The following is a 21,694-nucleotide window of genomic DNA, read 5'->3' as shown; positions in this document are numbered from 1 at the left end:
TTTAACTGGCCACCTCGGCCAGATAGGTCGTTAGTTCATTGCCCAGCCAGACCACAACAGCGCCACCCTGGGCATACTCGGATTCCAGCGCGCTGAACACTTTCCACCATTTGGCACTGCGGTGATGGATGGTGGTCAGTTCGCCGTTGGCCAACGCCTCGCGAATCAGTGGAAGCGGTAAATCCGCCCAACCAGCGCCATCAATCACTGAGTCCCGTATAAGTTCGTATTGGGTAAATGCCAGATAGTTGGCGGTTTCCGGGGATTCCGGCTCCAGGCGCATATCGCGCATCGACGCCAAGGTGACTTCTGTGTGCGCCACCAGGTCGTCTTGAGTTACCCGTTCCAGCTGGCACAACGGGTGGCTGCTTGCGGCCACCGTTAACATCCGCACATCCGCCAACTCGCGCCGCCATTCATAGCCTTCGGTGGTGGGTTCCGGCATCAAGCCGTAACACACATCCACCGACTGGTGTTCCACCAGCGCCGGCAATTCCCGGGGTGAGGTCAGATACACCGCAATACTGGTATGGGGGAAGCGTTGTTTCAGACGCTGCAAAATGCTGCGCCATGCCGACTCGGGCAGGGAATCATCACGGCCAATACGCAGGGCGGTTTCGGCACCGCTGAGGTGGTGCTCGCAGCGCGCCATGATTTGACCCGCTACCTGATCAAAGCGCCGGCAGTCCGTCACAATGGAGTGGCCCACAGCAGTCAGCTGAAGCTGGTTTCCACTGCGTTCGAACAGCTGCGCACCCAACTCGTCTTCCAGCGCCGCCAATGCCGTGCTGACGGTGGTGCGGCTGCGGCCGAGCTCGCGGGCAGCTGCGGCAACGGTGCCAAAGCGCACAATCGTCAGAAAAATCTGTATTTGCGACGTTTTCACGCTCGAAGTACCCTAATTAAAAAGTGGCTTAGTTAGAAAATGCCTTAGTTAGACAGCGCATACGAAAGTGCTTAAGAAAGTGCCTTAAATTGCGTATTTACCCTTATTAGCGACGGAAAAACCGTCGGCCACCGACTCGCGCCTCAGTGTATCTATCATTAGTATCTGCCGCCAGTCACTGGAGGTGTTTATGGCTGCTTTTCTGGCGCGGGAAAACCTGGCGCTGATTTTATCGTCGATAGGTGCTGCCCTGTTTGCGATTCTGGGGATTACCTGGGGCTTATGGGTCGATTCTTTGGTTATTCTGTTTGATGGCGCCTATTCGTTGGTGAGTTTGATGTTGTCCCTGTTGTCGGTTTATGCGGCGCGCCTGATGCGCAAGCCGGCCTGCGATGCGTTTCCCTTGGGCCGTGGTGCTTTGGAGCCCTTGGTGATTGCAATAAAGGGCCTGACGATTACCCTGGTGTGTGTCATTTCGCTGTTCTCTGCCATTGCCGCTTTGCTCAGCGGTGGTCAGGTGGTTGACGCCGGTATGGCTCTGATTTTCTCTGGAATCAGCGTCATTGGCTGCGCGCTGGTGTGGGCCTATATGCATTGGGCCACGGGCCACAACCAGTCCGGTTTGCTGCTGGCAGAAAAGAAACAGTGGCTGATGGACGTGGCGCTGAGTGCGGCCGTGCTGATTGGTTTTTCGGCGGCCGCTTTGTTGGAAACCGGTGCCTGGGCTCATCTGGCCAGGTACGCAGACCCGCTGATGATGGTGCTGATTTCAGGCTATTTTCTGGTAGTTCCGGTGAAAATGACCGCGGCAGCTGTGCGTGAACTGCTTTTGTCTGCGCCATCTGAAGAATTGCAAAGCTGTGTATCCGAAGCTATGCGGGATGTTGGCTTGCACCCTGACTGTGCGAGTACCATCAAGGTTGGCCCATCACTGATGGTAGAAGTGGCTCTGCCGGATAATTGGTCGGACGATATCAACCGCCTCAGATTTCGGCTGCATCGCAAGTTGGCAAACCTGCCGGTAGAAGCGCGCATATTTGTACATGCTGCGGACTAGTGCTCCATCTGGCGTGGTAAAGTAGGTCATGCTTAAATTATCCAACGCTGTTGAACTCGCGGACTGGGAAATCGAAATCACCCAGATCCGTGCTCAGGGTGCCGGTGGGCAGAATGTCAACAAGGTCTCCTCTGCGGTGCACTTGCGCTTTGACATTCTGAACTCGTCGCTGCCACTGTTTTATAAAGAACGCTTGATGGCGCTGAACGATCAGCGCATCAGCAAAGACGGTGTACTTGTGCTTAAAGCACAGAGCCATCGTACGCTAGAACTGAACAAGAACGACGCACTGCAGCGGCTTAAGGCGTTGATCCTGCAAGCGGTAAAACCGCAAAAAGCTCGCCGTGCCACAAAACCGAGCAAATCCGCCAAGCGCAAGCGCACTGACGGAAAAGTGCAGAAGGGCCGTACCAAAGCGCTGCGGGGAAAGATTCAGATTTAACCCACCCGAGCCTGATGTGCCGCGCCGGTGTGAGCTCGCAGAAACTCCGCCATGTCGTCAAACGCCTCGTCTGCTTCTGGCAGCATAGGGCCGAAAATCTGCCACACGTGTACCATACCCTGCCAGATATGCAGTTCCACCGGTGAGCCTTCTGCTTGCGCCTTAGCGGCGTAGCGTCTTGCGTTATCTACCAGCATTTCGCAGTCACTGACCTGAATCAGCGTGGGTGGCAGGTCATGCAGTGGCCCGCGTAATGGCGAAGCCACGGGGCTGGCCGGTCGCATGCGGAAAGTTGCGGTACTGAACCACCACAAAACCGGAAGCGGTATTTTTTGTAGGCTACTAAACATAGGGCCCAACATGGGGTCTGTGGCTACATTGCTGCGATTGCTGGGCGCGGTCATGGTCATGTCGGTGGACGGCGATAAGGCAATGGCCGCGTCGGCCTGGCGCAGTTTCTGGTCGCGCAGCCAGGCAATCAGCGCTAGAGTATGGCCGCCGCCGGCCGAATCACCCGCAATTACCATAATCTGAGCTTCCTGCTTGCCCTCCGGGCCGTTGCTTAACAGCCACTCGTAGGCCTTGCGACAGTCTTCCACGCCGGCCATATAGCGATACTCCGGCATCAGCCGATAGTCCACCGCAAACACTGCGGCCTCGCTAACTTGCGACAGCTGATCGGTTATACTGCGATGGCTGCGCGGGCTACCTGCCATCCATGCGCCGCCATGAATGTACAAAATACGCCGACGAGTATCGGCGCCGGGGGCCACCACCCATTCACCGCGGGGCTCGTCGGTTGCGGTGACGGTAGACACCATGTGCAGGTCATCGCTGATGCTGTCCATATACTTGCGTATGGCAAGAATTCGCGCCCGACCTCTAACGCCACGCAGGTCGTTACCCATATTGCGCACGCGCTCGATCACGTCTTTGTTGGCGGTGCTAGGCAGGGCGGTGCGGGATTTGAAATCATGGCTATCAAACGCTGAGTAGTCGTCTGGCCGGAACAGCACGAACGATACGGCTAAAAAAACCAGCAAAGACAGCCCGATAAATATCAGTAAATACAAAAACCACATCATAAAATGCCTCTCTAACCGCTTGCAGCTTCTGTTTTAAGCATCACATAAGCACGCGTTTGTTGCCAGATTCTATACCGCTCGCAGTTGAAACTGTGAGCCGGCGGCCTAAAGTAAGTAAGGGTTATTAACATTCATTGACCACGGTGAAACGAATTATGAGCGATCAACCCGTACTACTGATTACAGGCGCATCTTCAGGTATTGGCGCGGCTACCGCGCGGGCAGCAGCCAAACAGGGTTATCGGCTGGTACTGGCGGCCCGCTCGGAAGATAAACTGCACAAGTTGCAACAGGAACTGGGCGGTAAAGAGCAGGTATTAACGGTGCGCTGCGATGTACAAAGCGACACAGACCAGCGTGAAATGGTGAAAAAAGCGCTGGTCGCTTTTGGTCGCATCGATGCCGTATTCGCCAACGCCGGCCGCGGGGGTGAACCCGGCGGCTTCAGCGGTGCCGATGCGGAAGTCTGGAAAGACATGATTCTGACCAATATCTACGGTGTTGGCCTGACCGTGCAGCACTGCCTGCCAGCGTTGAGGGAAAGCCGTGGGCACCTGTTACTGACGGGCTCTGCCGCGGGACGGGTAACCATTCCGGGATCTATGTACAGCGCGACTAAATGGGCGGTGTCGGCCATTGGATATGGCGCTCGCGAAGAGCTGCGGGGCTCCGGTATTCGAGTCACCCTGATCGAGCCGGGCATGGTAGACACGCCCTTCTTTGACCAACAGCCAGACAACGCACTGCATCCAGACGACGTTGCCAACGCAGTGATGTACGCCGTGGCCCAACCCGCTCATGTAGACGTGAACGAAATACTGGTGCGGCCTACGCCTGCGATCAAAGACGAATAGACCAAAAATAGTGCCGGAGTAGTGCTAGCCTGAGTAGCCTAGAAGAGTGCCGATAGGGAAAATAGACGAAAGCCTGTGCTAGCGTTTAGGACTGCGCTGGCGCTGCTTCTTCGGTTTGGGTTTTGGCCGCGCCGCAGGCTTTGCCCCTGCGCGGTTGTCTGGCCGTCCGCCGGGCTTGCCTGCAGATTTGGTAGCTGGCCGGGCAGGTGACTTGTTGCTGGAGCGTGGTTTGTGGCTCTCGCGCTTTTGCGCAGGAGCAGTGGTGGGCTTCGTCTTACCGGTGGGCTTTTGAGGCGCCGCCGGCGCATCGGATGACGAATCCCGAATGCTGTCCATCAGCACCGCCAATTCTTTCGATGTTAAATCCCGCCATTGGCCTACGGGCAGATTGCCCAGGCTAATATTCATAATGCGCTGCCGTTCCAGGCGCGTTACGTCAAAGCCAAAATGCTCTGCCATACGTCTAATCTGCCGATTCAGGCCTTGTACCAGAACAATGCGGAACACAAAGCGCGATTCCTGCGACACCCGGCATTTTTTTGTAACCGTACCCAAAATCGGCACCCCGCCGGCCATACCATCAATAAAGGTCTTGGTGATGGGTTTATCAACGGTGACCAAGTACTCTTTCTCGTGATTATTACCCGCCCGCAGGATCTTGTTGACCAGATCGCCGTTGCTGGTCATAAAAATCAGCCCTTGAGAATCCTTGTCTAGTCGGCCGATAGGGAAAATTCTCACCGTGTGCCCGACAAAGCGCTGGATATTGTCGCGCTCGGCGCTGTCGGTGGTGCTGACAACGCCCACCGGCTTGTTCAGAGCGATGAATACCTGATCTTCCTCAGCACGGGGTTCAATGATTTGGCCGTTGACCATCACCGTATCCGTCGGCAATACCTGATCGCCAACGCTGGCTCGCTTGCCGTTGATACGCACATTACCCTGCTCGATATATCGGTCGGCCTCGCGCCGCGAACAAATGCCGCTCTCGCTGATGTATTTGTTCAGGCGTGTGGAAGAAGACTGGGTCATGCAGGGCACCGGCTGGGTGTGGGTTCAATTAAGCGGTGCATTATAACAGGCGAGCGCGCCGGTAGCAGCTGACAGTAGGCACGGGTTTAATCGCCAGAGTGTTAACCAGAGCGCTGGACGTGAATACCCGCCTCTGCCATTGTTGCCAGATAACGCCCGCCGAACCCAACCAGAATCGCCCCATGCCCCCAACGCTTTCGATGAACTGTCCCGTCTGCGAGCGGGCCGAGTTGCAGCACTTTCAGAGCATTAAGCAACAGCGCTATTTGCGCTGCCGGGAATGCCAGTGCACCGTGATGGCCCCTGAGTGTCGTTTAAGTGCAGAGCAGGAAAAAGCCATCTACCAATACCACGACAACAACCCGGGTGATCCCGGTTACCTTCGTTTTCTGTCCAAGGTGGCCGATCCATTATTGACTCAACTTCCCCGCGGAGCGAACGGCTTGGATTTCGGCTGCGGCCCCGGCCCTGTGCTGGCTGGTATGCTGAAGGAAGTCGGTATGACCATGGCGCTGTACGATCCGTTCTTCTATCCGCAGCCTGATGTCTTGCAGCAACAATACGACTTCATTACCTGCACGGAAGTGCTGGAACATTTGCACCAGCCTGCGTCGGTTTTGCGCCAGCTAGATGGACTGTTGAAACCTGGCGGTTTGCTGGCCGTAATGACCTGCTTTCAGACGGACGACACTCGCTTTGCAAGCTGGCACTACCGGCGTGACCCGACTCACGTGGTGTTTTACAAAGAAGAAACACTGGAGTCGATAGCGAAACAGCATCAGTGGAGCTTAGAGGTACCGAGAAAGGATGTGGCTATTTTTACCAAAGCAGCATGAGGAGGTATGAGTGTGGCGTTGAGCTTTGCGAAAAGCGCGGGCGGTTTTCAACACCCTGACCCCTAGCCGCACAAATACCTCAATCCATCACAGATGCCGGCATTTATTGCAGTATTTTAATACCGCCTAGAAACAACCAATTCCGAAAACCGCAGCAGTCAGCCACTGTGCGGTTCGCTCGCCTCAAGGGTCGCGGTTGCTCACCATAGCCAGGGAGCCGACGCCAATCCGCGAACAAACCAGGATTCGAAATCGCCACTGCGTTCGCGAATCTGTGGGTAGGTTTCGCCGGTTTTTACAATAATAACGCGGGGCTTGCGCGCGTCAGTGAGTGAAGTAGTCATAGCCGAAAAATTTACTGCTTAAGATGTTTTTTCCGGCGGCAGTTCCGCGTTGTGGAATACATTCTGAACATCGTCCAGGTCATTCAGCATATCCAGGAATTTCTCGAACATTGGAATGTCATCACCGGTGACTTCAGTGGTCGTTTTCGCTAAAAACTGAATGTCGTCAGCGTCGAAATCAATACCTTCAAACGCGTCTATCAGCGCCTGGTGTGCCTTGGCGTATTCAGTGTGAGGCGCGAACACAGTGATCAGTTCGTCTTCAGATTCGATGTCGGTTACGTCCACATCGGCATCCATCAGCGCTTCCAGAACGGCGTCTTCATCTTGCCCCTTGAAGGCAAAAATTGCGCAATGGTCGAACATGTGGGCGACCGTACCCGGAGTGCCGATTCTGGCTTTGGTTTTGGTGAACGCCAGGCGCACGTCACCAAATGTGCGGTTTGGGTTGTCGGTCAGGCAGTCCACAATCACCATGCAGTTGCCTGGACCATAGCCTTCATAGCGCGCTGGTGAGTAGTCTTCTCCAGTACCGCCGCGAGCCTTGTCGATGGCTTTTTCAATAACGTGGCTGGGGACCTGGTCTTTTTTGGCGCGATCAATCAGTCCACGAAGGGACAGGTTGCCGTCTGGGTCGGTGCCGCCGGATTTAGCCGACATATAGATTTCACGACCGTACTTGCTGTAAACCTTGGTCTTGGCGTCGGCCGTTTTGGCCATCGATTGTTTGCGGTTCTGATAGGCTCTGCCCATGTGCGCTGCCTCGTTGATTGCTGAGTGGGGCTCTTTCAAGTCCCGTTGAAACTTTTTATAGGCCCCGTTGAAACTCTTTTAAGAGCGCAAGATTTTACTGGACAACGAAGGGAGGGAACAGAGTTTATTCCTTTTAGACGTAATCTACCGGTGGGCGGTAGTTATCCTGAGTCACCAGGTCGATACCGCACTCTACCGAGCTGACCCAGTTCAGAAAGCGTTCCACCATTTCCGGGCCTTCAAAGCGTTTGCCATGCTGAGGCACAATGGCCTGTACATCCATTTCCCGAATCATATTGGCCCACAGACGGCATACCTTCTGCGAGGCAATATAACGGCGGTGAAAGCCCATCATGTAAGGAATATGCTTGTCGAAATCGGTTACCGGAAGGTGTTCATCGGGGCAGCCCATAGACGCGCCTAAATCCCCGGAAAATAAAATTTTCGCGATCGGATCGTAAAACTGAATGTTACCCACCGAGTGCATGAAGTGGGCGGGTAAACATTGAACGTAAGTGTCTCCAAAGCGAACATTCGCTCCGACATCCGGTATCGCGATAATGCGATCAAAAACGTTGCCGCCCGGCAGTTTAGACACAAGGTTAGACACCAGATGAGGCAGGAAGCGAGCCCATAGTTTGGACGTCACCACTTTGGCGCGGGTGTGTGCCAGCCAACGGTCAATAGCGCCAATAATGTCCGGGTCCTGGTGTGATGCGAATACGTAATCCAATTCGCGAATATTCATGAAGCGCGATGCCGCCACGGCCAGCGGCGTAAAGGTAAGATCACCACCCGGGTCAATCAGAGCTTCGTGTTTGCCATCTACCAGCAGAAACTGGTTTGACTGAACGCCTTCACCAATAACCAGCGAATCAAACATCAAACATTTGTGGTGCCCGTTATCGAACAGCACAATGGGTTCTGCAGCCATGTTATTCTCCTGAAAGACGCTCATTAAATAGTCTCGCGGAGCCTACGGAATCAATCAAAATAGAGCGTTGCCCCAGATCAATTTCGTAACAGCCGCTTGCTAATATTGTGCAGACGTATCTTACGCTTCCATTTAGTTAGTGCCGTGCGGTGTGTCTATAATCCCGCGGTGACTTTCCCATGATCTTCTTGAACAGTCGTGAAAAGTAGTAGGCATCATCGTAGCCCAACTGGCGGCTTATTGCCGCGAACGGAAGCGTTGTACTATCCAGCAACTGGCAAGAGCGCTCCACTTTTAAGCGCAAAAAGTGCTGGATGGGCGAAATGCCCGTGCGCTCGCGATAGCGGGTAGCAAAATGCGCCGGCGACAAACCAGCCAATTCCGCCAGTTGCTCCAGTGTCAGCCTTTGTTCCAGATTTTCCCGCATATAACTATTCAACACTTCCAGATCCGGACCGGCGTCTTGTTCACTGTGTTCTGCAATCATCGGTATTGCCGCCAGCATTTGCCGCAGGCGATTGGCTACGTGAATCAGTCCGCTGGTGCGAAAGCCGGTTTGCCGCACCGACAGTAAGCCGTTGAAGTCGACCAATAACCTTGGCTGGCGGCCGATGTATAGCACGGGTGTTTGCCCGTCGAACCCCATGTGGCCATTAAACGCCTCGGCCAAAGGGCCAGTGTAATGCACCCAGTGAATTGTCCAGGGGTTGGCTGGGTCGGCGGTATAACGATGACTGACACCGGTCGGCAGTAACAACAAGTCGCCTGCATTCACGGTAAAAGCCTGGCCATTCACATTCAAAAATCCCTGACCGTCGCTGCAATAAATCAGCAAATGATCTGCAGGCTGCTCCCGGTGCATGTGGTGCCCACTTGCCCGCCGGTAATGCCCGAAAGCGATGGGGTAAAGCTCGCGGGTAAGCGGGTGCGAGCTTAGAAGTTGAACACTGGGTTCGGGTAGCAAGTAGCGTACGCTGTCGGGCGGCGCCGGCCATTGCGACATTAGGGCCATGTGGAATCCCCGCTTTTCGTGATCGAAAGATAGTCCATCATTGGCGAAACTTAGTCAATCACACGGCTCCAATTACCGTGCTAGTCTGAATGACACGCTTGAGCTAATCCGCACGATAATCCGGCATCGCTCAACATTTGCACAACAACAAAACTCTCGATCTACACAACACGCAGGATCCGCCCTATGAAAAATGTCCCTCTGTACCTTGCAGGTGAATTTGTTCAAAGCCAGACCGATAACTGGATTGACGTGACCAATCCCGCTACCAATGAAGTCATCGCCAGGGCCCCTAGTACAACGCCTGCAGAGATGCGCAAGGCCATCGATTTTGCGGTTGAAACCTTCAAAACCTGGAAAGAAGTGCCAGTGTCAGAGCGGGCAAGGGTGATGCTGCGCTATCAGGCGTTGCTGAAAGAACACCACGATGAAATTGCCGAAATCCTGGCCCAGGAAACCGGAAAAACATTTGATGATGCAAAGGGCGATGTGTGGCGCGGTATCGAAGTGGTTGAGCACGCCGCTAACGTCGCGTCGATGATGATGGGCGAAACCGTTGAAAACGTGGCCCGCGAAGTCGACACCCACTCCTGGATTCAGCCGTTGGGTGTGTGCACCGGTATTACTCCGTTCAACTTCCCCGCAATGATTCCCTTGTGGATGTTCCCCATGGCTATTGCCTGCGGTAACACCTTTATTCTGAAGCCGTCGGAACAGGACCCCCTGACGCCGACACGTCTTGCGGAATTATTCGCACAGGCTGGCGCGCCTAAAGGCGTGCTGCAGGTTGTTCACGGTGGTAAAGAGCAGGTAGATACCCTGCTGACCGATCCTGCCGTTAAAGCCATTTCCTTTGTCGGTTCTGTGCCGGTTGGGCGCTACATCTATGAAACCGGCACCCGCAATATGAAGCGTGTGCAGTCTTTCGCAGGCGCTAAAAACCACATGGTTATCATGCCGGATGCCGACAGGCAGCAGGTGCTCAACGCTCTTGTAGGCGCCTCTGTGGGCGCCGCAGGGCAGCGCTGCATGGCCATCTCGGTTGCGGTATTCGTGGGCGAAGCCAAGCAGTGGATTCCGCAATTAAAAGAAGCTATGGCAAAAGTGCGCCCCGGCGCCTGGAACGATTCCGGCGCCAGCTACGGCCCGGTTATCAGCCCGAAAGCCAAAGAGCGTGTTGAGGCGCTGATCGCAACGGGTGAAGCCCAGGGTGCCCAGCTGCTGTTGGACGGCCGTAATTGCACCGTGGACGGTTTGCCGAATGGCAACTGGGTAGGCCCTACACTGTTCGCCGGTGTGACCAGCGAAATGGACATTTACAACGAAGAGATCTTCGGTCCGGTGCTTTGCTGCTCTGAAGTTGATTCTCTGGGCGAAGCTATCGAATTCATTAATCGCAGCCCTTACGGCAATGGTACGTCTATATTCACCGGCTCTGGTGGTGCAGCCCGTCGCTTCCAGCACGAAATTGAAGTCGGCCAGGTGGGTGTGAATATCCCCATTCCGGTGCCCCTGCCGTTCTTCTCGTTCACCGGCTGGAAAGGTTCTTTCTACGGTGATCAGCATGCTTACGGCAAGCAGGCCGTGCGTTTCTACACCGAAACCAAAACCGTCACCTCGCGCTGGTTCAGCTCGGAAGCCACCAGCACCGACGCCAACTTCTCTATTCAGTTGCGTTGATTCGCAGTGTCCCGTCTGCCTGATACACAAGTTTGCTAATCAGGCAGGCGGCATACGAACAGGAGTCAGCTATGAACTTTGACCTGACTGAAGACCAGCAGGCGTTTCGTGAGGCAGCGCGGGCATTCGCGCAAAAATCCATGGCGCCTTTCGCTGCGCATTGGGACGAGGAGAGTATTTTCCCGAGAGACGTATTGCGTCAGGCGGGAGAAATGGGTTTTTGCGGGCTTTATACACCTGAAGCCTGTGGTGGTATGGGGCTTTCGCGCCAAGATACCGCGGTGATTGTAGAGGAGCTGGCCGCGGCTTGTCCCTCTACCGCAGCATTCATTACCATTCACAACATGGCGACCTGGATGCTGGCCAGTTTTGGCACAGACGAGGTCAAACAAAATGTGGTGCCTACCTTGGCCAGCGGTGAAAAACTGGCGTCTTATTGCCTGACAGAGCCCGGCGCAGGGTCCGATGCAGCAAGCCTGCGCACCAAAGCAGAACGGAATGGCGATGATTACGTCATCAACGGCAGCAAGGTTTTTATTTCCGGTGCCGGGGCAACCGATGTGTTGATTCTGATGGCTCGTACCGGCGGCCTGGACAGCGGTGCCAAAGGCATTTCTGCGTTTTTGATTCCGGCGGACGCCGACGGCGTGTCCTATGGCAAAAATGAAAAAAAAATGGGCTGGCACAGCCAACCGACCCGCTCAGTCACACTTGAAAATGTGCGGGCGCCGGTGGCCAACCGCCTTGGCGCCGAAGGCGAGGGTTTTGCCATTGCCATGAAGGGCCTTGACGGTGGCCGCTTGAACATCGCCACCTGTTCCCTGGGCGGTGCCCAGGCGGCGTTGCTACGTGCCCGTGACTACATGCACGCCCGCGCCCAGTTTGGCAAACCGCTGGCGGCGTTTCAGGCTCTGCAATTTAAACTGGCGGATATGGCCACCAATCTGGTTGCAGCGCGGCAAATGGTGCGCCTGGGCGCGTTCAAATTAGACAACGGCGATCCTGAAGCGACACTGCACTGTGCCATGGCCAAACGCTTTGCCACCGACGTGTGTTTCGACGTGGTCAACGATGCCCTGCAATTGCACGGTGGCTACGGCTATATTCGTGAATACCCTCTTGAGCGATACCTACGGGACTTGCGGGTGCACCAGATTCTGGAAGGCACCAACGAAGTCATGCGCCTGATTGTGGCTCGCCGCATTCTGGAGCACGGCGTCGCGGAAGCGATTCAATAGCAGAAGCGATTCAATAGCGAAAGCCATTCAACAACACATTGCGGAGATCTTATGAGCGACACACTCGATTTTAAGAGCGACAAGCTGCAACTGGAAAAGCGCGGCCACATTGCCGTGCTGACCATCAGCAACCCACCGGCGAACACCTGGACCCGCGACTCGTTAAGCAAATTACAACACACGATCGCTGAATTGAACGCTGACAAAGACATTTTTGCGTTGGTGGTTACTGGCCAAGGCGAGAAATTCTTTTCTGCTGGAGCGGATCTGAATGCCTTTGCCGACGGCGACATTGCCCGCGCCACAGAAATGTCCCGGGCTTTTGGCGCAGCGTTTGACGCGCTAACCCACTTCCGCGGCGTGTCCATTGCGGCCATTAACGGTTACGCCATGGGTGGCGGCCTGGAATGCGCGTTGGCCTGTGATATCCGTATCGCTGAAGAGCACGCGCAAATGGCTCTGCCAGAAGCAGCCGTCGGTCTGCTGCCCTGCGCTGGCGGCACTCAAAACCTGCCATGGCTGGTGGGCGAAGGTTGGGCCAAGCGCATGATTCTGTGTGGTGAGCGCCTGAAAGCCGACAAAGCTCTGAGCATTGGTCTGGTCGAAGAAGTGGTTCCCACTGGCCAAGGCTTGGCGAAAGCTTTGGAACTGGCAGAAGGCGCTTGCAAGCAAAGCCCGTCGTCCATTTCTCGCTGTAAGAATCTGATCATGAACGTGCGCGGCGGTCATAACCATGAGGACGGCTGGCGCTTGGAGCGGGAACTGTTCATCGAGCTGTTTTTCACCGAAGATCAGAAAGAAGGCGTCACTGCGTTTTTAGGCAAGCGCAAGCCGCAGTGGAAAAACCGCTAACGCCAATCCGACACACGGGACCAAGGATTCACCATGAGTGATCAACCGATTGTTTTTGAACAGTGGCAAACGTCAGGCGACGCCACCATCGGAGTCGTGCGCCTGAACGCGCCGCGCTCGCTGAACTCTCTGTCACTGGAAATGATTCGCCTGCTGACGCCACAGCTGAAAGCCTGGGCTGAAGATGACCGGGTACGCGCTGTGTGGATGGAAGCCGAAGGCGACAAGGCGTTTTGTTCCGGCGGCGACATTGTTGCGCTGTATCGCAGTATGACAGAGGCCGGAAGCGCTGATATTGGCAAGGCGTTTTTTACCGAAGAATACGAACTGGACTATCTGATTCACAGCTACCCTAAACCGATTGTGTGCTGGGGCCACGGCATTGTAATGGGCGGCGGCATGGGCATCATGCAGGGTGCTTCCCATCGGGTCGTGACCGAAAGCTCAAAACTGGCGATGCCTGAAACTACCATCGGGCTCTACCCGGATGTGGGCGGCGGCTGGTTTCTCAATCGCTGCCCCGGCCGCACCGGTCTGTTTTTAGGCCTGACGGGCGCCCGTATGAACGGCGCCGATGCGCTGTTCACCGGTATGGCTGATCGTTTTATAAAGCACGAGTTAAAGGCTCAGGTGGTTGCCGAACTGACTGGCGCCGACTGGCACAAACGCCATGGTCAGGAGATCGTAGGTTCGGTATTGCGTCAGTTTGAGCAACGCAGCGCCGATGCGCAGCCAGCTTCACCCGTTCGCGATCACTTTGATGAGATCAACCGCGCCACCGACGCCGACACTCTGGAGCAGACCATTGCCCAGTTGAAGGAATTGGCGTCTGGCGATGGCTGGCTGGCCAAAGCCGTGAAGCCGCTCGCGGCAGCGTCGCCGGTGGCTTTTGCGTTGGTGTGGGAACACATGCACCGCTGCCGCCTGGATGGATTAAAGCAGATATTTGACAAAGAATTGCTGCTGTCGACCAACTGCCTTAGCAAAGGTGAGTTTGCCGAGGGTGTGCGGGCTCTGCTGATCGACAAAGACCAGCAACCAAGATGGCGTTACGCCACCCTGGGGGACATTGATAGCGAATGGATTAACGGTTTTTTTGTTTGAGCCTGTTTAGAGCCGCCATAAGCAGAGCACTTAACAGCATTTAGTAGCACTTAATAGCACTTAAAAAAAGAAGCCGCACTAAAACAAAAGAGGGAAATACGATGGCAATTATTTCATTTATTGGCCTTGGTAATATGGGCGGCCCTATGGCCAGTAATCTGCTGAAAGCCGGCCACCAGGTCACCGTGTTTGATTTGTCGGCAGACGCCGTCAGCGCGCTGAAAGCCGAAGGTGCAAGCAGCGCCAATACCGCCCACGAAGCCGTTAAAGGCGCCGAGTGTGTGATAACCATGCTGCCTGCCGGGCAGCATGTAGAAGCGGTTTATCTGGGCGATGAAGGCTTACTGTCCGCGCTTCCTGAAGGCACTCTGGTGATAGATTCTTCGACCATTGCCCCGGAAACAGCCAAAAAAGTAGCGGCGCAAGCCTCAGAACACAAACTCCGCTTTCTGGATGCACCGGTGTCCGGTGGTGTCGGTGGTGCAAAGGCCGGCACGCTCACCTTTATCTGCGGTGGCTCTGAAGCCGATTACGCAGCGGCCCAGCCCATTTTGCAGGGCATGGGTAAGAATATTTTTCGCGCTGGTGAACACGGTTCGGGGCAGGTGGCCAAAATCTGCAACAACATGTTGCTGGCCATTCTGATGGCGGGCACCAGCGAAGCACTGGCTCTGGGTGTTAAGAACGGGCTGGACCCAGCGGTACTGTCGGAAATTATGAAGCAAAGTTCTGGCGGTAACTGGGCGTTGAACGTATACAACCCCTGGCCGGGAGTGATGGAAGCGGCGCCGGCATCACGCAACTACGAAGGCGGTTTTTTGGTGAAGCTGATGACCAAAGACTTGGGCCTGGCATTCGACAACGCGGTGAAAAACCAGGCGTCGATTCCCATGGGCTCACTGGCTCGGAACCTGTTCTCGCTGCACGCCGGGCAGGGCAACGCGGATCTGGATTTTTCCAGTATTCAGCGGCTTTACAATCCAGAGTAAAACCAGCAGAGTTTAACTGGTAGAGAGTATCCGATAAAGATTAACCGGTACAGAGCAACTGGAAGGAAATAACAAGGGCTGACCGTTACGGCAGCCCTTGTGGTTAATCAAGACAAATGATGCACCGATTCTTGTCCATACACCGGCGTATCAATGCCTTCCTTACGCGCTTTTAGCTGCAGCGCCAGATACAGCGAATAGTGCCGGGACTGGTGCAGGTTGCCGCCGTGGAACCACAGGGCCTCCTGTTGCGTAGGTTTCCACATGTTCCTCAGTTCGCCTTCCCACGGGCCTGGGTCTTTGGTGGTGTCTGATCCCATACCCCAACATTTACCCACCTTGTCAGCAACTTCTTCAGAAATAATGCGTGCCGCCCAGCCGTTCATAGAGCCAAAACCGGTGGCGTAAACAATCAGATCAGCAGGCAGCTCTGTGCCGTCTGTCAGGGTCACAGAGTGTGGGTTGATGTGTTCGATACTGACGCCGCTTTTCAGTTTTATCTCGCCGTCTGCGACCAACTCTGACGCACCCACATCAATGTAGTAACCCGATCCCCGGCGAAGATACTTCATAAACAGACCGGAACCGTCGTCACCGAAGTCCAGCATAAATCCGGCTTTTTTCAGCCGTCCGTAGAAATCGGCGTCCTTTTCGGCCACCTGTTGATAAACCGGAATATGGAAATCAGGCATGATTCGGAAAGGTACAGACGCAAAGGTAAGGTCAGCCTTTTCCGTTGTCATGCCATCGGCAACCGCCTGTTCCGAATAGAGCCCGCCAAGAACATCATCCATCAAGGTGTCCGACTTGATGATGTGAGTCGATGAGCGCTGAATCATAGTCACGTCGGCGTTGTTTTCCCAAAGCGCCGCACAGATGTCGTGAGCAGAGTTATTGGCGCCAAGAATCACGCACTTTTTACCTTTGAAGGCGTCGCCGCCGGGATGCCGGCTGGAGTGATGTTGCTCGCCTTCAAACGTGTCCATACCTGGAATGTCGGGAATATTCGGGATGCCGGACATGCCGGTGGCCAGTACCAGTTGTTGCGGGCGCAGGGTCACCTTTTCGCCGTCACGAACCACGTTTACTACCCACTCTTTACTGGCCTCATCATAGCGGGCTGCGGTGCATTCGGTAGAACTCCAATAGTTGAGTTCCATGATTTTTGTGTACATTTCCAGCCAATCACCAATTTTGTCTTTTGGTGCAAAAACGGGCCAGTGATCGGGGAAAGGTAAATAAGGCAGGTGGTCGTACCATACCGGGTCGTGCAGACACAGGGACTTATAACGGTTGCGCCAGGAGTCGCCGGCTTTGGCGCTGCGTTCTATCACAAGGGTGGGCACGTCCAGTTGCTTCAACCGGGCGGCCAGGGCAATACCACCCTGGCCGCCGCCGATAATGACGCAGTAAGGCTGGCGGCTATAACCTAATTCCTGCTGCTCGTCTTGCAGGGTTTCGAGCCAGGATTTACGGGATTTGCTGGCGCCGTGCTCTGCGCCCTTGGCGCGGCGGAATTTGCGCTTCTCCGGAAATTCCTTCAGCTCCTGCATGGTTGTCAGCAGTGTCCATGCATGGCCGTTGCGCAAGCGCAGATGGCCCTTGCCGATGGCATTAACGGTTTCGAAGGTGACCCAGGCGTCGATCACGCCGTCCTGTTCGGTGGCCTCTTCGGAAATCTGCCAGTTTGTGGGCCGGGTTCGCTGAGCCGTGGCGCTGAGCATATCGCGAATGGCTTCACGCCCTTCCATCGTTTTGATATTCCAGGTCATGGTGACCAGGTCGCGCCAGAAACCACTGTCTTCGAATAGATCGGCGGCTTGCGCGGGGTTATCCGAGTTCAGGGTCTCCTCAAAATTTTCAAGCCATTGTCTGGCTTGTTGGGTCGCTGTCATTTTGGCTTCCGTCATCTTGGTCTCCGTCATCGTCGCTTTCCGGTGTTGGATTGTTTTTGTTACCGGGGTGCCTGGCACTTAATTGCAGGTGGCACCCACTGCAGGAATTGATCCTTTCATGACAATTATCAGGTTGCAGCAGGCATGCCAGTTCTTTCAGAAAAACCTTCGAAATATAAGACATTGAAAATAATGACGTAAATATTTCTAAACTGTGTGGCGCAAGATGTTAGAACCGGCGTTAGAGGGTTTCGGCGTTACACCTGACACACCGCAGAGTTCAATAGCGTTACAGGTGTAACGCAGCCGGTACTAACGAAACATGTCGTTATGGAGTTGTGCGGTCTATGCTCTTTATTGGTTGCCTTTATATCCGTTGTGAACAACAACAAAATGAGTACAGCATCGCGAGGCCTGTTATGACCCATCAGCTGGCGCAGAGTCGTCATATTCATTCAATCTTGAACTTTGCGGCGAAAGACTCTTGCCCTGCGTTAACACCAAGCGCCGAGTTGATCGGGCGATCCTGGAAGCGCTGCATTGAAGACTACGGTATGGACCCGAGCCGGCCGCGCAGCGCCCGCATTGTTACGCAGCAGACCTTGCGCGAGCACCAGGACTCGGTGGACGAATTCCTGAACGTAGCCCGGGCAGGGGTAGACCAGCTTTACGGGATTATTGCGGGCCTGGGTTACGTGGTGCTGTTGACCGACCACCGGGGAATTACCGTTCAATATCTTGGCGACCGACGCTACGACCGGCGTTTGCGCAAAGCCGGGCTTTATCTAGGTGCCGATTGGAACGAGCAGTATGCCGGCACTTGCGCTGTGGGCACCTGCATTCAGGAACAGCAAGCGTTGACCTGCCACCGAGTTGATCATTTCGATGCAACGCACATCAGCCTTACTTGCACGTCGGCGCCGATTCGTGACCCTTCTGGCAATTTGCTTGCGGTGCTCGACATATCGGCCCTGGACTCGCCAAATGCCCGTGAAAGCCAGACGTTCGCGCTGCATTTAACCCAGCTTTATGCACGCTTGATCGAAGACGCTTATTTTTTACGTCGCTACCGTAACCAGACCGTTCTACGCTGCGGCGTTTCCCGTGAATTTGTCCAGGTCAATGGCCAGTATCTACTTGCGATTGACGAAGGTGGTCGCATCGAAGCCGCTAATACGGCGGGACGCTCGCTCATGCCCGAAAATGCAGCCGGCCTTATGGATGGGGTTTCCGAGGTAACCGAATTGTTTGAATGCGATCTTCGAGATATCTGGAGCATTCCTTACGATCATGATGATCAGGTCAAGGCCTTCAGGCATCACGCCAATAAAGACACCTTGTTTGCCACACTGATCAAACCAAAAGCCAAACCGGCCGATTACTCCGGTAGCGTAAAGGCCAGTAACGACGAACGCGTGCCGGAATTGGATCAGCTGGCCGCAGACGACCCGGTCATGCGGCGTACCCTTTCGTTGGCCAAGCGCCTGCGAAATCGCGATGTGGGGCTACTGATTCTTGGTGAAACGGGTACTGGCAAAGAAGTTCTGGCCAAGGCCATACATCAGTCAGGCAGCCGCGCGAGCGGCGCGTTCATCGCTGTTAACTGTGCGGCAATTCCAGAATCCCTGATTGAAAGTGAGCTGTTCGGCTACGTGGCCGGCGCGTTTACCGGCGCGCGTGCCAAAGGCATGCGCGGCCTGATTCAACAGGCAGAAGGTGGAACGCTGTTTTTGGACGAAATCGGCGACATGCCCCTGCATTTGCAGACCCGGTTGTTGCGGGTGCTTGCAGAAGGTGAAGTTCTACCGGTTGGCGCAGAGGTACCGATTCGGGTGAACTGCCGTTTCATGGCGGCAACGCATCAGAATCTTGAGCAGCTGATTCAGACGGGGGCTTTCCGCTCAGACCTATACTATCGCTTGAACGGCGCGACTCTGAAATTGCCCTTGCTGTGTCAGAGAGCCGATCGCCAGCATGTTATTAACAGTGTATTGCGAAAGCTGATAAAGCAGGGTCAAGTCCAGGACGTCCACATTCGAGCCGACGCCATGAGCGCCATGCTGGCGTACCACTGGCCAGGAAATATTCGTGAATTGGTCAACGCTTTGGCTTTTGCGGAAGCCACCTGTGATAACCACGAAATCACCGCCGAAGATCTGCCAGAAGTCTGTTTGAAGCAAAAGAGTGTGTCTGTGCCCACAGAGCCGAGCGAAAGCCCTGACAGGCGGCGTTGTCTGCTGCTGGCACTTGAAACCTATCGGTGGAACATTACCGAAGTCGCCAGGCGCTTTGATGTGTCCCGGCCCACTATATATCGGTGGCTGCGGCACCATGGTATTGAGCAACCGCGGTTTTTAGGCAAGCGGTAGGGTTTTGATTGCTATGGGCGAGCCATTATTTAACCGTAATGCGCCAATTCAGCGGCGCAGGTAAACTGCCTGGAAGTCCGAGCCGTCGCGGCAGAAAATTATCGCCGATTTGGTGAGCCCTTTTTACAAAGTTATTGCGCGCTAACAAGTAGATACCGGTTGATATGAGTTGTCTTGGCCTAAAGTTTACCTTTACGTAAACTGGCACCTATGATAAATCTGATGCACGTAGAACCACGGACAAAAATAACAGGAGCAAAAAATGAGCCTTCCGGAATACGTCGATGCGTACAAACATTTTGACCTTGCTGCTCTGGAGGCAGAGGTATTGGACGGGCGCCTGGACAGCGGGCTGAATGTTTGCCATGAAATTTGCGATAAATGGGCAGCCAATGCCGAAAAAGTTGTGCTGTATTACGAGACGGAAGCCGGCGGTGACGGCGTTCTTACCTTTGCCGAGCTGAAACAGGCGTCCGCCCGTTTCGCCAATTACCTGAAGTTGCAGGGGGTGGGCAAGGGCGACCGTGTTGCGGGTTTGTTACCGCGCACACCGGAGCTGCTCATCGTTATGGCGGGCGCTTGGCGCATTGGCGCTGTTTATCAACCGCTATTTACTGCGTTCGGATCTGGCGCCATCGAATACCGCCTGGAACGGGCGAGCACCAAATTGATTGTTACCAACCCGGCAAACCGTTCAAAACTGGACGATGTTAAAAACTGCCCGCCGGTACTGTGTGTCGATTCGGCGGAAGCTGGCCATGGTGATGCTGATTTTTACCAGGCGCTGGGCGAGCAGTCCGATCACTGTGAGCCGGTGCTGATCAAGGGTACTGATCCTTTCCTGCAAATGTTCACCTCGGGCACCGTGGGCAAGCCCAAAGGGGTGTCTGTTCCAGCCCGAGCACTGTTGTCATTCTACGTTTACATGCGCGATGCGGTGGGTCTTCGTGACAGCGATACATTTTGGAACGTAGCCGATCCGGGTTGGGCCTACGGCTTGTATTACGCGGTCATCGGGCCGTTGCTGATGGGTCACGCTACCCACTTCAACCCCAACGCGTTCACCCCTGAAAGCACCTACGACATGATCCGCAAATACAAGATCACAAATCTTGCGGCGGCGCCTACGGCCTATAGATTGTTAAAAGCGAATGATCACGTGCTGCCTGAAGGTGAAAATCTTGGGCTTCGGGTAGCGAGTAGCGCCGGTGAACCATTGAACCCGGAAGTGGTGAACTGGATTCGGCGTCGTCACTTTTGTGAGGTGAAAGATCACTACGGCCAGACTGAAACGGGCATGACCTGCTGCAACTTCCACGGCCTGGCGCATCCGGTCAAAGAGGGTGCCATGGGTTTTTCATCGCTGGGGCATCGTGTCGTAGCGCTGAATGAAAAGCACGAAGAGGTGGGTGCCGGTGAAGCCGGGCAGGTCGCCATTGATGTCGCTGCGTCACCCTTATTTCATTTCGATGGCTATACTTGGGGCGAAAAAGACCCGTTCGCGCAGGGTTACTACCTGACCGGCGATATGGCCATTAACAACGGCGACGGCAGTTTTTCGTTCAGTGGCCGTGACGATGACATTATTACCACCGCGGGTTACCGAGTAGGGCCAGCGGATGTAGAGAGTTCTTTATTAGAGCATCCGGCGGTTGCGGAGTCTGGTGTGGTGGCCAAGCCCGATGAAAAGCGTGGTGCCATCATCAAAGCCTACGTGGTGATCAAAAGCGACCATATTCCGGCCGATGACCAGGTTTTGAGAGAAGAGTTGCAAAATCACGTGCGCCGGCGCCTGTCCACGCACGCCTTCCCCCGCGAGATCGAGTTTGTTGACGAGCTGCCCAAAACGCCGAGCGGCAAAATTCAACGCTTTATTCTGCGCGATCGTGCCAGAGAAGACGTCAGCGAATGAAGGTGACAATAGAGCAGTTGCAGGCTTTTCTGGACGAGCAATTTCCGCAAGGTGCTGCGTTCGGCACCCTGTGCGAGCTGGGCGATGGCAGTGCTGAAATGATGCTCGACATAGACGAAACCCATTTGCGCCCAGGCGGCACCGTGTCTGGGCCGGTGATGATGGGGCTGGCGGATGTCACGCTCTACGCGGCGCTGCTGTCCAGAATCGGCTTGGTGCCGCTGGCGGTTACCACCAATCTGAATATCAATTTTTTACGCAAACCGGCTGCACACCAACCTATTTGGGCCCGTGCCACCATGCTTAAGGTGGGTAAAGCCATGGCGGTAGGGGAGGTGTTTATATATTCCCTGGGTGTCGATGAGCCGGTCGCACATTCTACGATGACTTACTCCATACCGCCGCAACGCTAATAGAGGG

Annotated in this window: 20 protein-coding genes; 12 read left to right on the top strand and 8 right to left on the bottom strand. The window is 54.9% G+C overall.

The features are described 5' to 3' along the window. Position 1 precedes the first annotated feature (1 nt). Positions 2-886, bottom strand: a complete 885-nt coding sequence (locus MIH19_RS14255) for a LysR family transcriptional regulator (RefSeq protein WP_249005496.1) — start codon at positions 884-886, stop codon at positions 2-4. Between the two features lie 190 nt (positions 887-1,076). Between MIH19_RS14255 and MIH19_RS14250 the strand changes: the two genes are divergently transcribed. Beyond that, positions 1,077-1,943, top strand: a complete 867-nt coding sequence (locus tag MIH19_RS14250) for a cation transporter (protein WP_249005495.1) — start codon at positions 1,077-1,079, stop codon at positions 1,941-1,943. Between the two features lie 28 nt (positions 1,944-1,971). Further along, positions 1,972-2,385 carry an alternative ribosome rescue aminoacyl-tRNA hydrolase ArfB gene (gene arfB, locus MIH19_RS14245; protein WP_249005494.1) on the top strand — a complete coding sequence of 138 codons (414 nt, stop codon included), beginning with the start codon at positions 1,972-1,974 and terminating at the stop codon, positions 2,383-2,385. Here the strand turns inward: arfB and MIH19_RS14240 are convergent. Further along, positions 2,382-3,470, bottom strand: coding sequence for an alpha/beta hydrolase (locus MIH19_RS14240; protein ID WP_249005493.1), 1,089 nt, complete (start codon positions 3,468-3,470; stop codon positions 2,382-2,384). The genes arfB and MIH19_RS14240 overlap by 4 nt on opposite strands. Before the next feature lie 155 nt (positions 3,471-3,625). On the opposite strand from MIH19_RS14240, the gene MIH19_RS14235 reads away from it, so the two are divergent. Continuing rightward, entirely contained in the window at positions 3,626-4,324 is a 699-nt protein-coding gene (locus MIH19_RS14235; protein WP_249005492.1) for an SDR family oxidoreductase, read from the top strand. Positions 4,325-4,402: 78 nt separating this feature from the next. On the opposite strand, the gene rluF is transcribed toward MIH19_RS14235, so the two are convergent. Next, positions 4,403-5,356: a 23S rRNA pseudouridine(2604) synthase RluF gene (gene rluF, locus MIH19_RS14230; protein ID WP_249005491.1), complete on the bottom strand. Its 954-nt coding sequence runs from the start codon at positions 5,354-5,356 to the stop codon at positions 4,403-4,405. 182 nt (positions 5,357-5,538) lie between these two features. Here rluF and MIH19_RS14225 point away from each other — a divergent pair, with 182 nt between their 5' ends. Continuing rightward, on the top strand, positions 5,539-6,192 hold the full coding sequence (locus MIH19_RS14225; RefSeq protein WP_249009010.1) for a class I SAM-dependent methyltransferase: 654 nt from the start codon (positions 5,539-5,541) through the stop codon (positions 6,190-6,192). Between the two features lie 200 nt (positions 6,193-6,392). On the opposite strand, the gene MIH19_RS14220 is transcribed toward MIH19_RS14225, so the two are convergent. The 4 genes from MIH19_RS14220 to MIH19_RS14205 all read right to left on the bottom strand — a co-directional run bounded on the left by MIH19_RS14220 (position 6,393) and on the right by MIH19_RS14205 (position 9,235). Further along, positions 6,393-6,536 (bottom strand): hypothetical protein, encoded by a 144-nt coding sequence (locus MIH19_RS14220; protein ID WP_249005490.1) that lies wholly within the window; start codon positions 6,534-6,536, stop codon positions 6,393-6,395. Between the two features lie 18 nt (positions 6,537-6,554). Next, positions 6,555-7,289 (bottom strand): YebC/PmpR family DNA-binding transcriptional regulator, encoded by a 735-nt coding sequence (locus MIH19_RS14215; protein WP_249005489.1) that lies wholly within the window; start codon positions 7,287-7,289, stop codon positions 6,555-6,557. A 133-nt stretch (positions 7,290-7,422) separates the two neighbouring features. Next, the gene (locus MIH19_RS14210) at positions 7,423-8,223 is read right to left on the bottom strand and encodes an MBL fold metallo-hydrolase (RefSeq protein ID WP_249005488.1); all 801 of its coding nucleotides are present in this window, start codon (positions 8,221-8,223) and stop codon (positions 7,423-7,425) included. Positions 8,224-8,359: 136 nt separating this feature from the next. Next, the gene (locus tag MIH19_RS14205; protein ID WP_249005487.1) at positions 8,360-9,235 is read right to left on the bottom strand and encodes an AraC family transcriptional regulator; all 876 of its coding nucleotides are present in this window, start codon (positions 9,233-9,235) and stop codon (positions 8,360-8,362) included. A 186-nt stretch (positions 9,236-9,421) separates the two neighbouring features. Here MIH19_RS14205 and MIH19_RS14200 point away from each other — a divergent pair, with 186 nt between their 5' ends. From MIH19_RS14200 to mmsB, 5 genes are all read left to right on the top strand, one after another. Next, positions 9,422-10,915, top strand: coding sequence for a CoA-acylating methylmalonate-semialdehyde dehydrogenase (locus MIH19_RS14200; protein ID WP_249005486.1), 1,494 nt, complete (start codon positions 9,422-9,424; stop codon positions 10,913-10,915). Positions 10,916-10,986: 71 nt separating this feature from the next. Further along, positions 10,987-12,153 (top strand): acyl-CoA dehydrogenase family protein, encoded by a 1,167-nt coding sequence (locus MIH19_RS14195; protein WP_249005485.1) that lies wholly within the window; start codon positions 10,987-10,989, stop codon positions 12,151-12,153. A gap of 51 nt (positions 12,154-12,204) precedes the next feature. Next, positions 12,205-13,005 (top strand): enoyl-CoA hydratase, encoded by an 801-nt coding sequence (locus MIH19_RS14190; protein WP_249005484.1) that lies wholly within the window; start codon positions 12,205-12,207, stop codon positions 13,003-13,005. A gap of 33 nt (positions 13,006-13,038) precedes the next feature. After that, complete coding sequence (locus tag MIH19_RS14185; protein WP_249005483.1) at positions 13,039-14,109, top strand: enoyl-CoA hydratase/isomerase family protein; 1,071 nt, start codon at positions 13,039-13,041, stop codon at positions 14,107-14,109. 101 nt (positions 14,110-14,210) lie between these two features. Further along, positions 14,211-15,098, top strand: a complete 888-nt coding sequence (gene mmsB / locus MIH19_RS14180; protein ID WP_249005482.1) for a 3-hydroxyisobutyrate dehydrogenase — start codon at positions 14,211-14,213, stop codon at positions 15,096-15,098. 107 nt (positions 15,099-15,205) lie between these two features. Here mmsB and MIH19_RS14175 read toward each other — a convergent pair whose 3' ends face one another. Beyond that, positions 15,206-17,023 (bottom strand): NAD(P)-binding domain-containing protein, encoded by a 1,818-nt coding sequence (locus MIH19_RS14175; RefSeq protein ID WP_249005481.1) that lies wholly within the window; start codon positions 17,021-17,023, stop codon positions 15,206-15,208. 389 nt (positions 17,024-17,412) lie between these two features. On the opposite strand from MIH19_RS14175, the gene MIH19_RS14170 reads away from it, so the two are divergent. From MIH19_RS14170 to MIH19_RS14160, 3 genes are all read left to right on the top strand, one after another. Then, the gene (locus MIH19_RS14170) at positions 17,413-19,362 is read left to right on the top strand and encodes a sigma-54-dependent Fis family transcriptional regulator (protein WP_249005480.1); all 1,950 of its coding nucleotides are present in this window, start codon (positions 17,413-17,415) and stop codon (positions 19,360-19,362) included. 262 nt (positions 19,363-19,624) lie between these two features. Further along, on the top strand, positions 19,625-21,274 hold the full coding sequence (locus MIH19_RS14165) for an AMP-binding protein (protein ID WP_249005479.1): 1,650 nt from the start codon (positions 19,625-19,627) through the stop codon (positions 21,272-21,274). Continuing rightward, the gene (locus MIH19_RS14160) at positions 21,271-21,687 is read left to right on the top strand and encodes a PaaI family thioesterase (RefSeq protein WP_249005478.1); all 417 of its coding nucleotides are present in this window, start codon (positions 21,271-21,273) and stop codon (positions 21,685-21,687) included. The genes MIH19_RS14165 and MIH19_RS14160 overlap by 4 nt, the downstream gene beginning before the upstream one ends. Positions 21,688-21,694: the final 7 nt, after the last annotated feature.

Source organism: Marinobacter sp. M1C (genome assembly GCF_023314135.1).
GTDB lineage: Bacteria > Pseudomonadota > Gammaproteobacteria > Pseudomonadales > Oleiphilaceae > Marinobacter.
This window is presented reverse-complemented; position numbering and strand designations above follow the sequence as displayed.

Bases quoted from the DNA above. Each gene is read 5' to 3' on its own strand.
- MIH19_RS14250 (WP_249005495.1), top strand. From the start codon at position 1,077: ATGGCTGCTTTTCTGGCGCGGGAAAACCTGGCGCTGATTTTATCGTCG.
- arfB (WP_249005494.1), top strand. From the start codon at position 1,972: ATGCTTAAATTATCCAACGCTGTTGAACTCGCGGACTGGGAAATCGAA.
- MIH19_RS14240 (WP_249005493.1), bottom strand. From the start codon at position 3,470: ATGATGTGGTTTTTGTATTTACTGATATTTATCGGGCTGTCTTTGCTG.
- MIH19_RS14235 (WP_249005492.1), top strand. From the start codon at position 3,626: ATGAGCGATCAACCCGTACTACTGATTACAGGCGCATCTTCAGGTATT.
- rluF (WP_249005491.1), bottom strand. From the start codon at position 5,356: ATGACCCAGTCTTCTTCCACACGCCTGAACAAATACATCAGCGAGAGC.
- MIH19_RS14225 (WP_249009010.1), top strand. From the start codon at position 5,539: ATGCCCCCAACGCTTTCGATGAACTGTCCCGTCTGCGAGCGGGCCGAG.
- MIH19_RS14220 (WP_249005490.1), bottom strand. From the start codon at position 6,536: ATGACTACTTCACTCACTGACGCGCGCAAGCCCCGCGTTATTATTGTA.
- MIH19_RS14215 (WP_249005489.1), bottom strand. From the start codon at position 7,289: ATGGGCAGAGCCTATCAGAACCGCAAACAATCGATGGCCAAAACGGCC.
- MIH19_RS14210 (WP_249005488.1), bottom strand. From the start codon at position 8,223: ATGGCTGCAGAACCCATTGTGCTGTTCGATAACGGGCACCACAAATGT.
- MIH19_RS14205 (WP_249005487.1), bottom strand. From the start codon at position 9,235: ATGGCCCTAATGTCGCAATGGCCGGCGCCGCCCGACAGCGTACGCTAC.
- MIH19_RS14200 (WP_249005486.1), top strand. From the start codon at position 9,422: ATGAAAAATGTCCCTCTGTACCTTGCAGGTGAATTTGTTCAAAGCCAG.
- MIH19_RS14195 (WP_249005485.1), top strand. From the start codon at position 10,987: ATGAACTTTGACCTGACTGAAGACCAGCAGGCGTTTCGTGAGGCAGCG.
- MIH19_RS14190 (WP_249005484.1), top strand. From the start codon at position 12,205: ATGAGCGACACACTCGATTTTAAGAGCGACAAGCTGCAACTGGAAAAG.
- MIH19_RS14185 (WP_249005483.1), top strand. From the start codon at position 13,039: ATGAGTGATCAACCGATTGTTTTTGAACAGTGGCAAACGTCAGGCGAC.
- mmsB (WP_249005482.1), top strand. From the start codon at position 14,211: ATGGCAATTATTTCATTTATTGGCCTTGGTAATATGGGCGGCCCTATG.
- MIH19_RS14175 (WP_249005481.1), bottom strand. From the start codon at position 17,023: ATGACGGAGACCAAGATGACGGAAGCCAAAATGACAGCGACCCAACAA.
- MIH19_RS14170 (WP_249005480.1), top strand. From the start codon at position 17,413: ATGACCCATCAGCTGGCGCAGAGTCGTCATATTCATTCAATCTTGAAC.
- MIH19_RS14165 (WP_249005479.1), top strand. From the start codon at position 19,625: ATGAGCCTTCCGGAATACGTCGATGCGTACAAACATTTTGACCTTGCT.
- MIH19_RS14160 (WP_249005478.1), top strand. From the start codon at position 21,271: ATGAAGGTGACAATAGAGCAGTTGCAGGCTTTTCTGGACGAGCAATTT.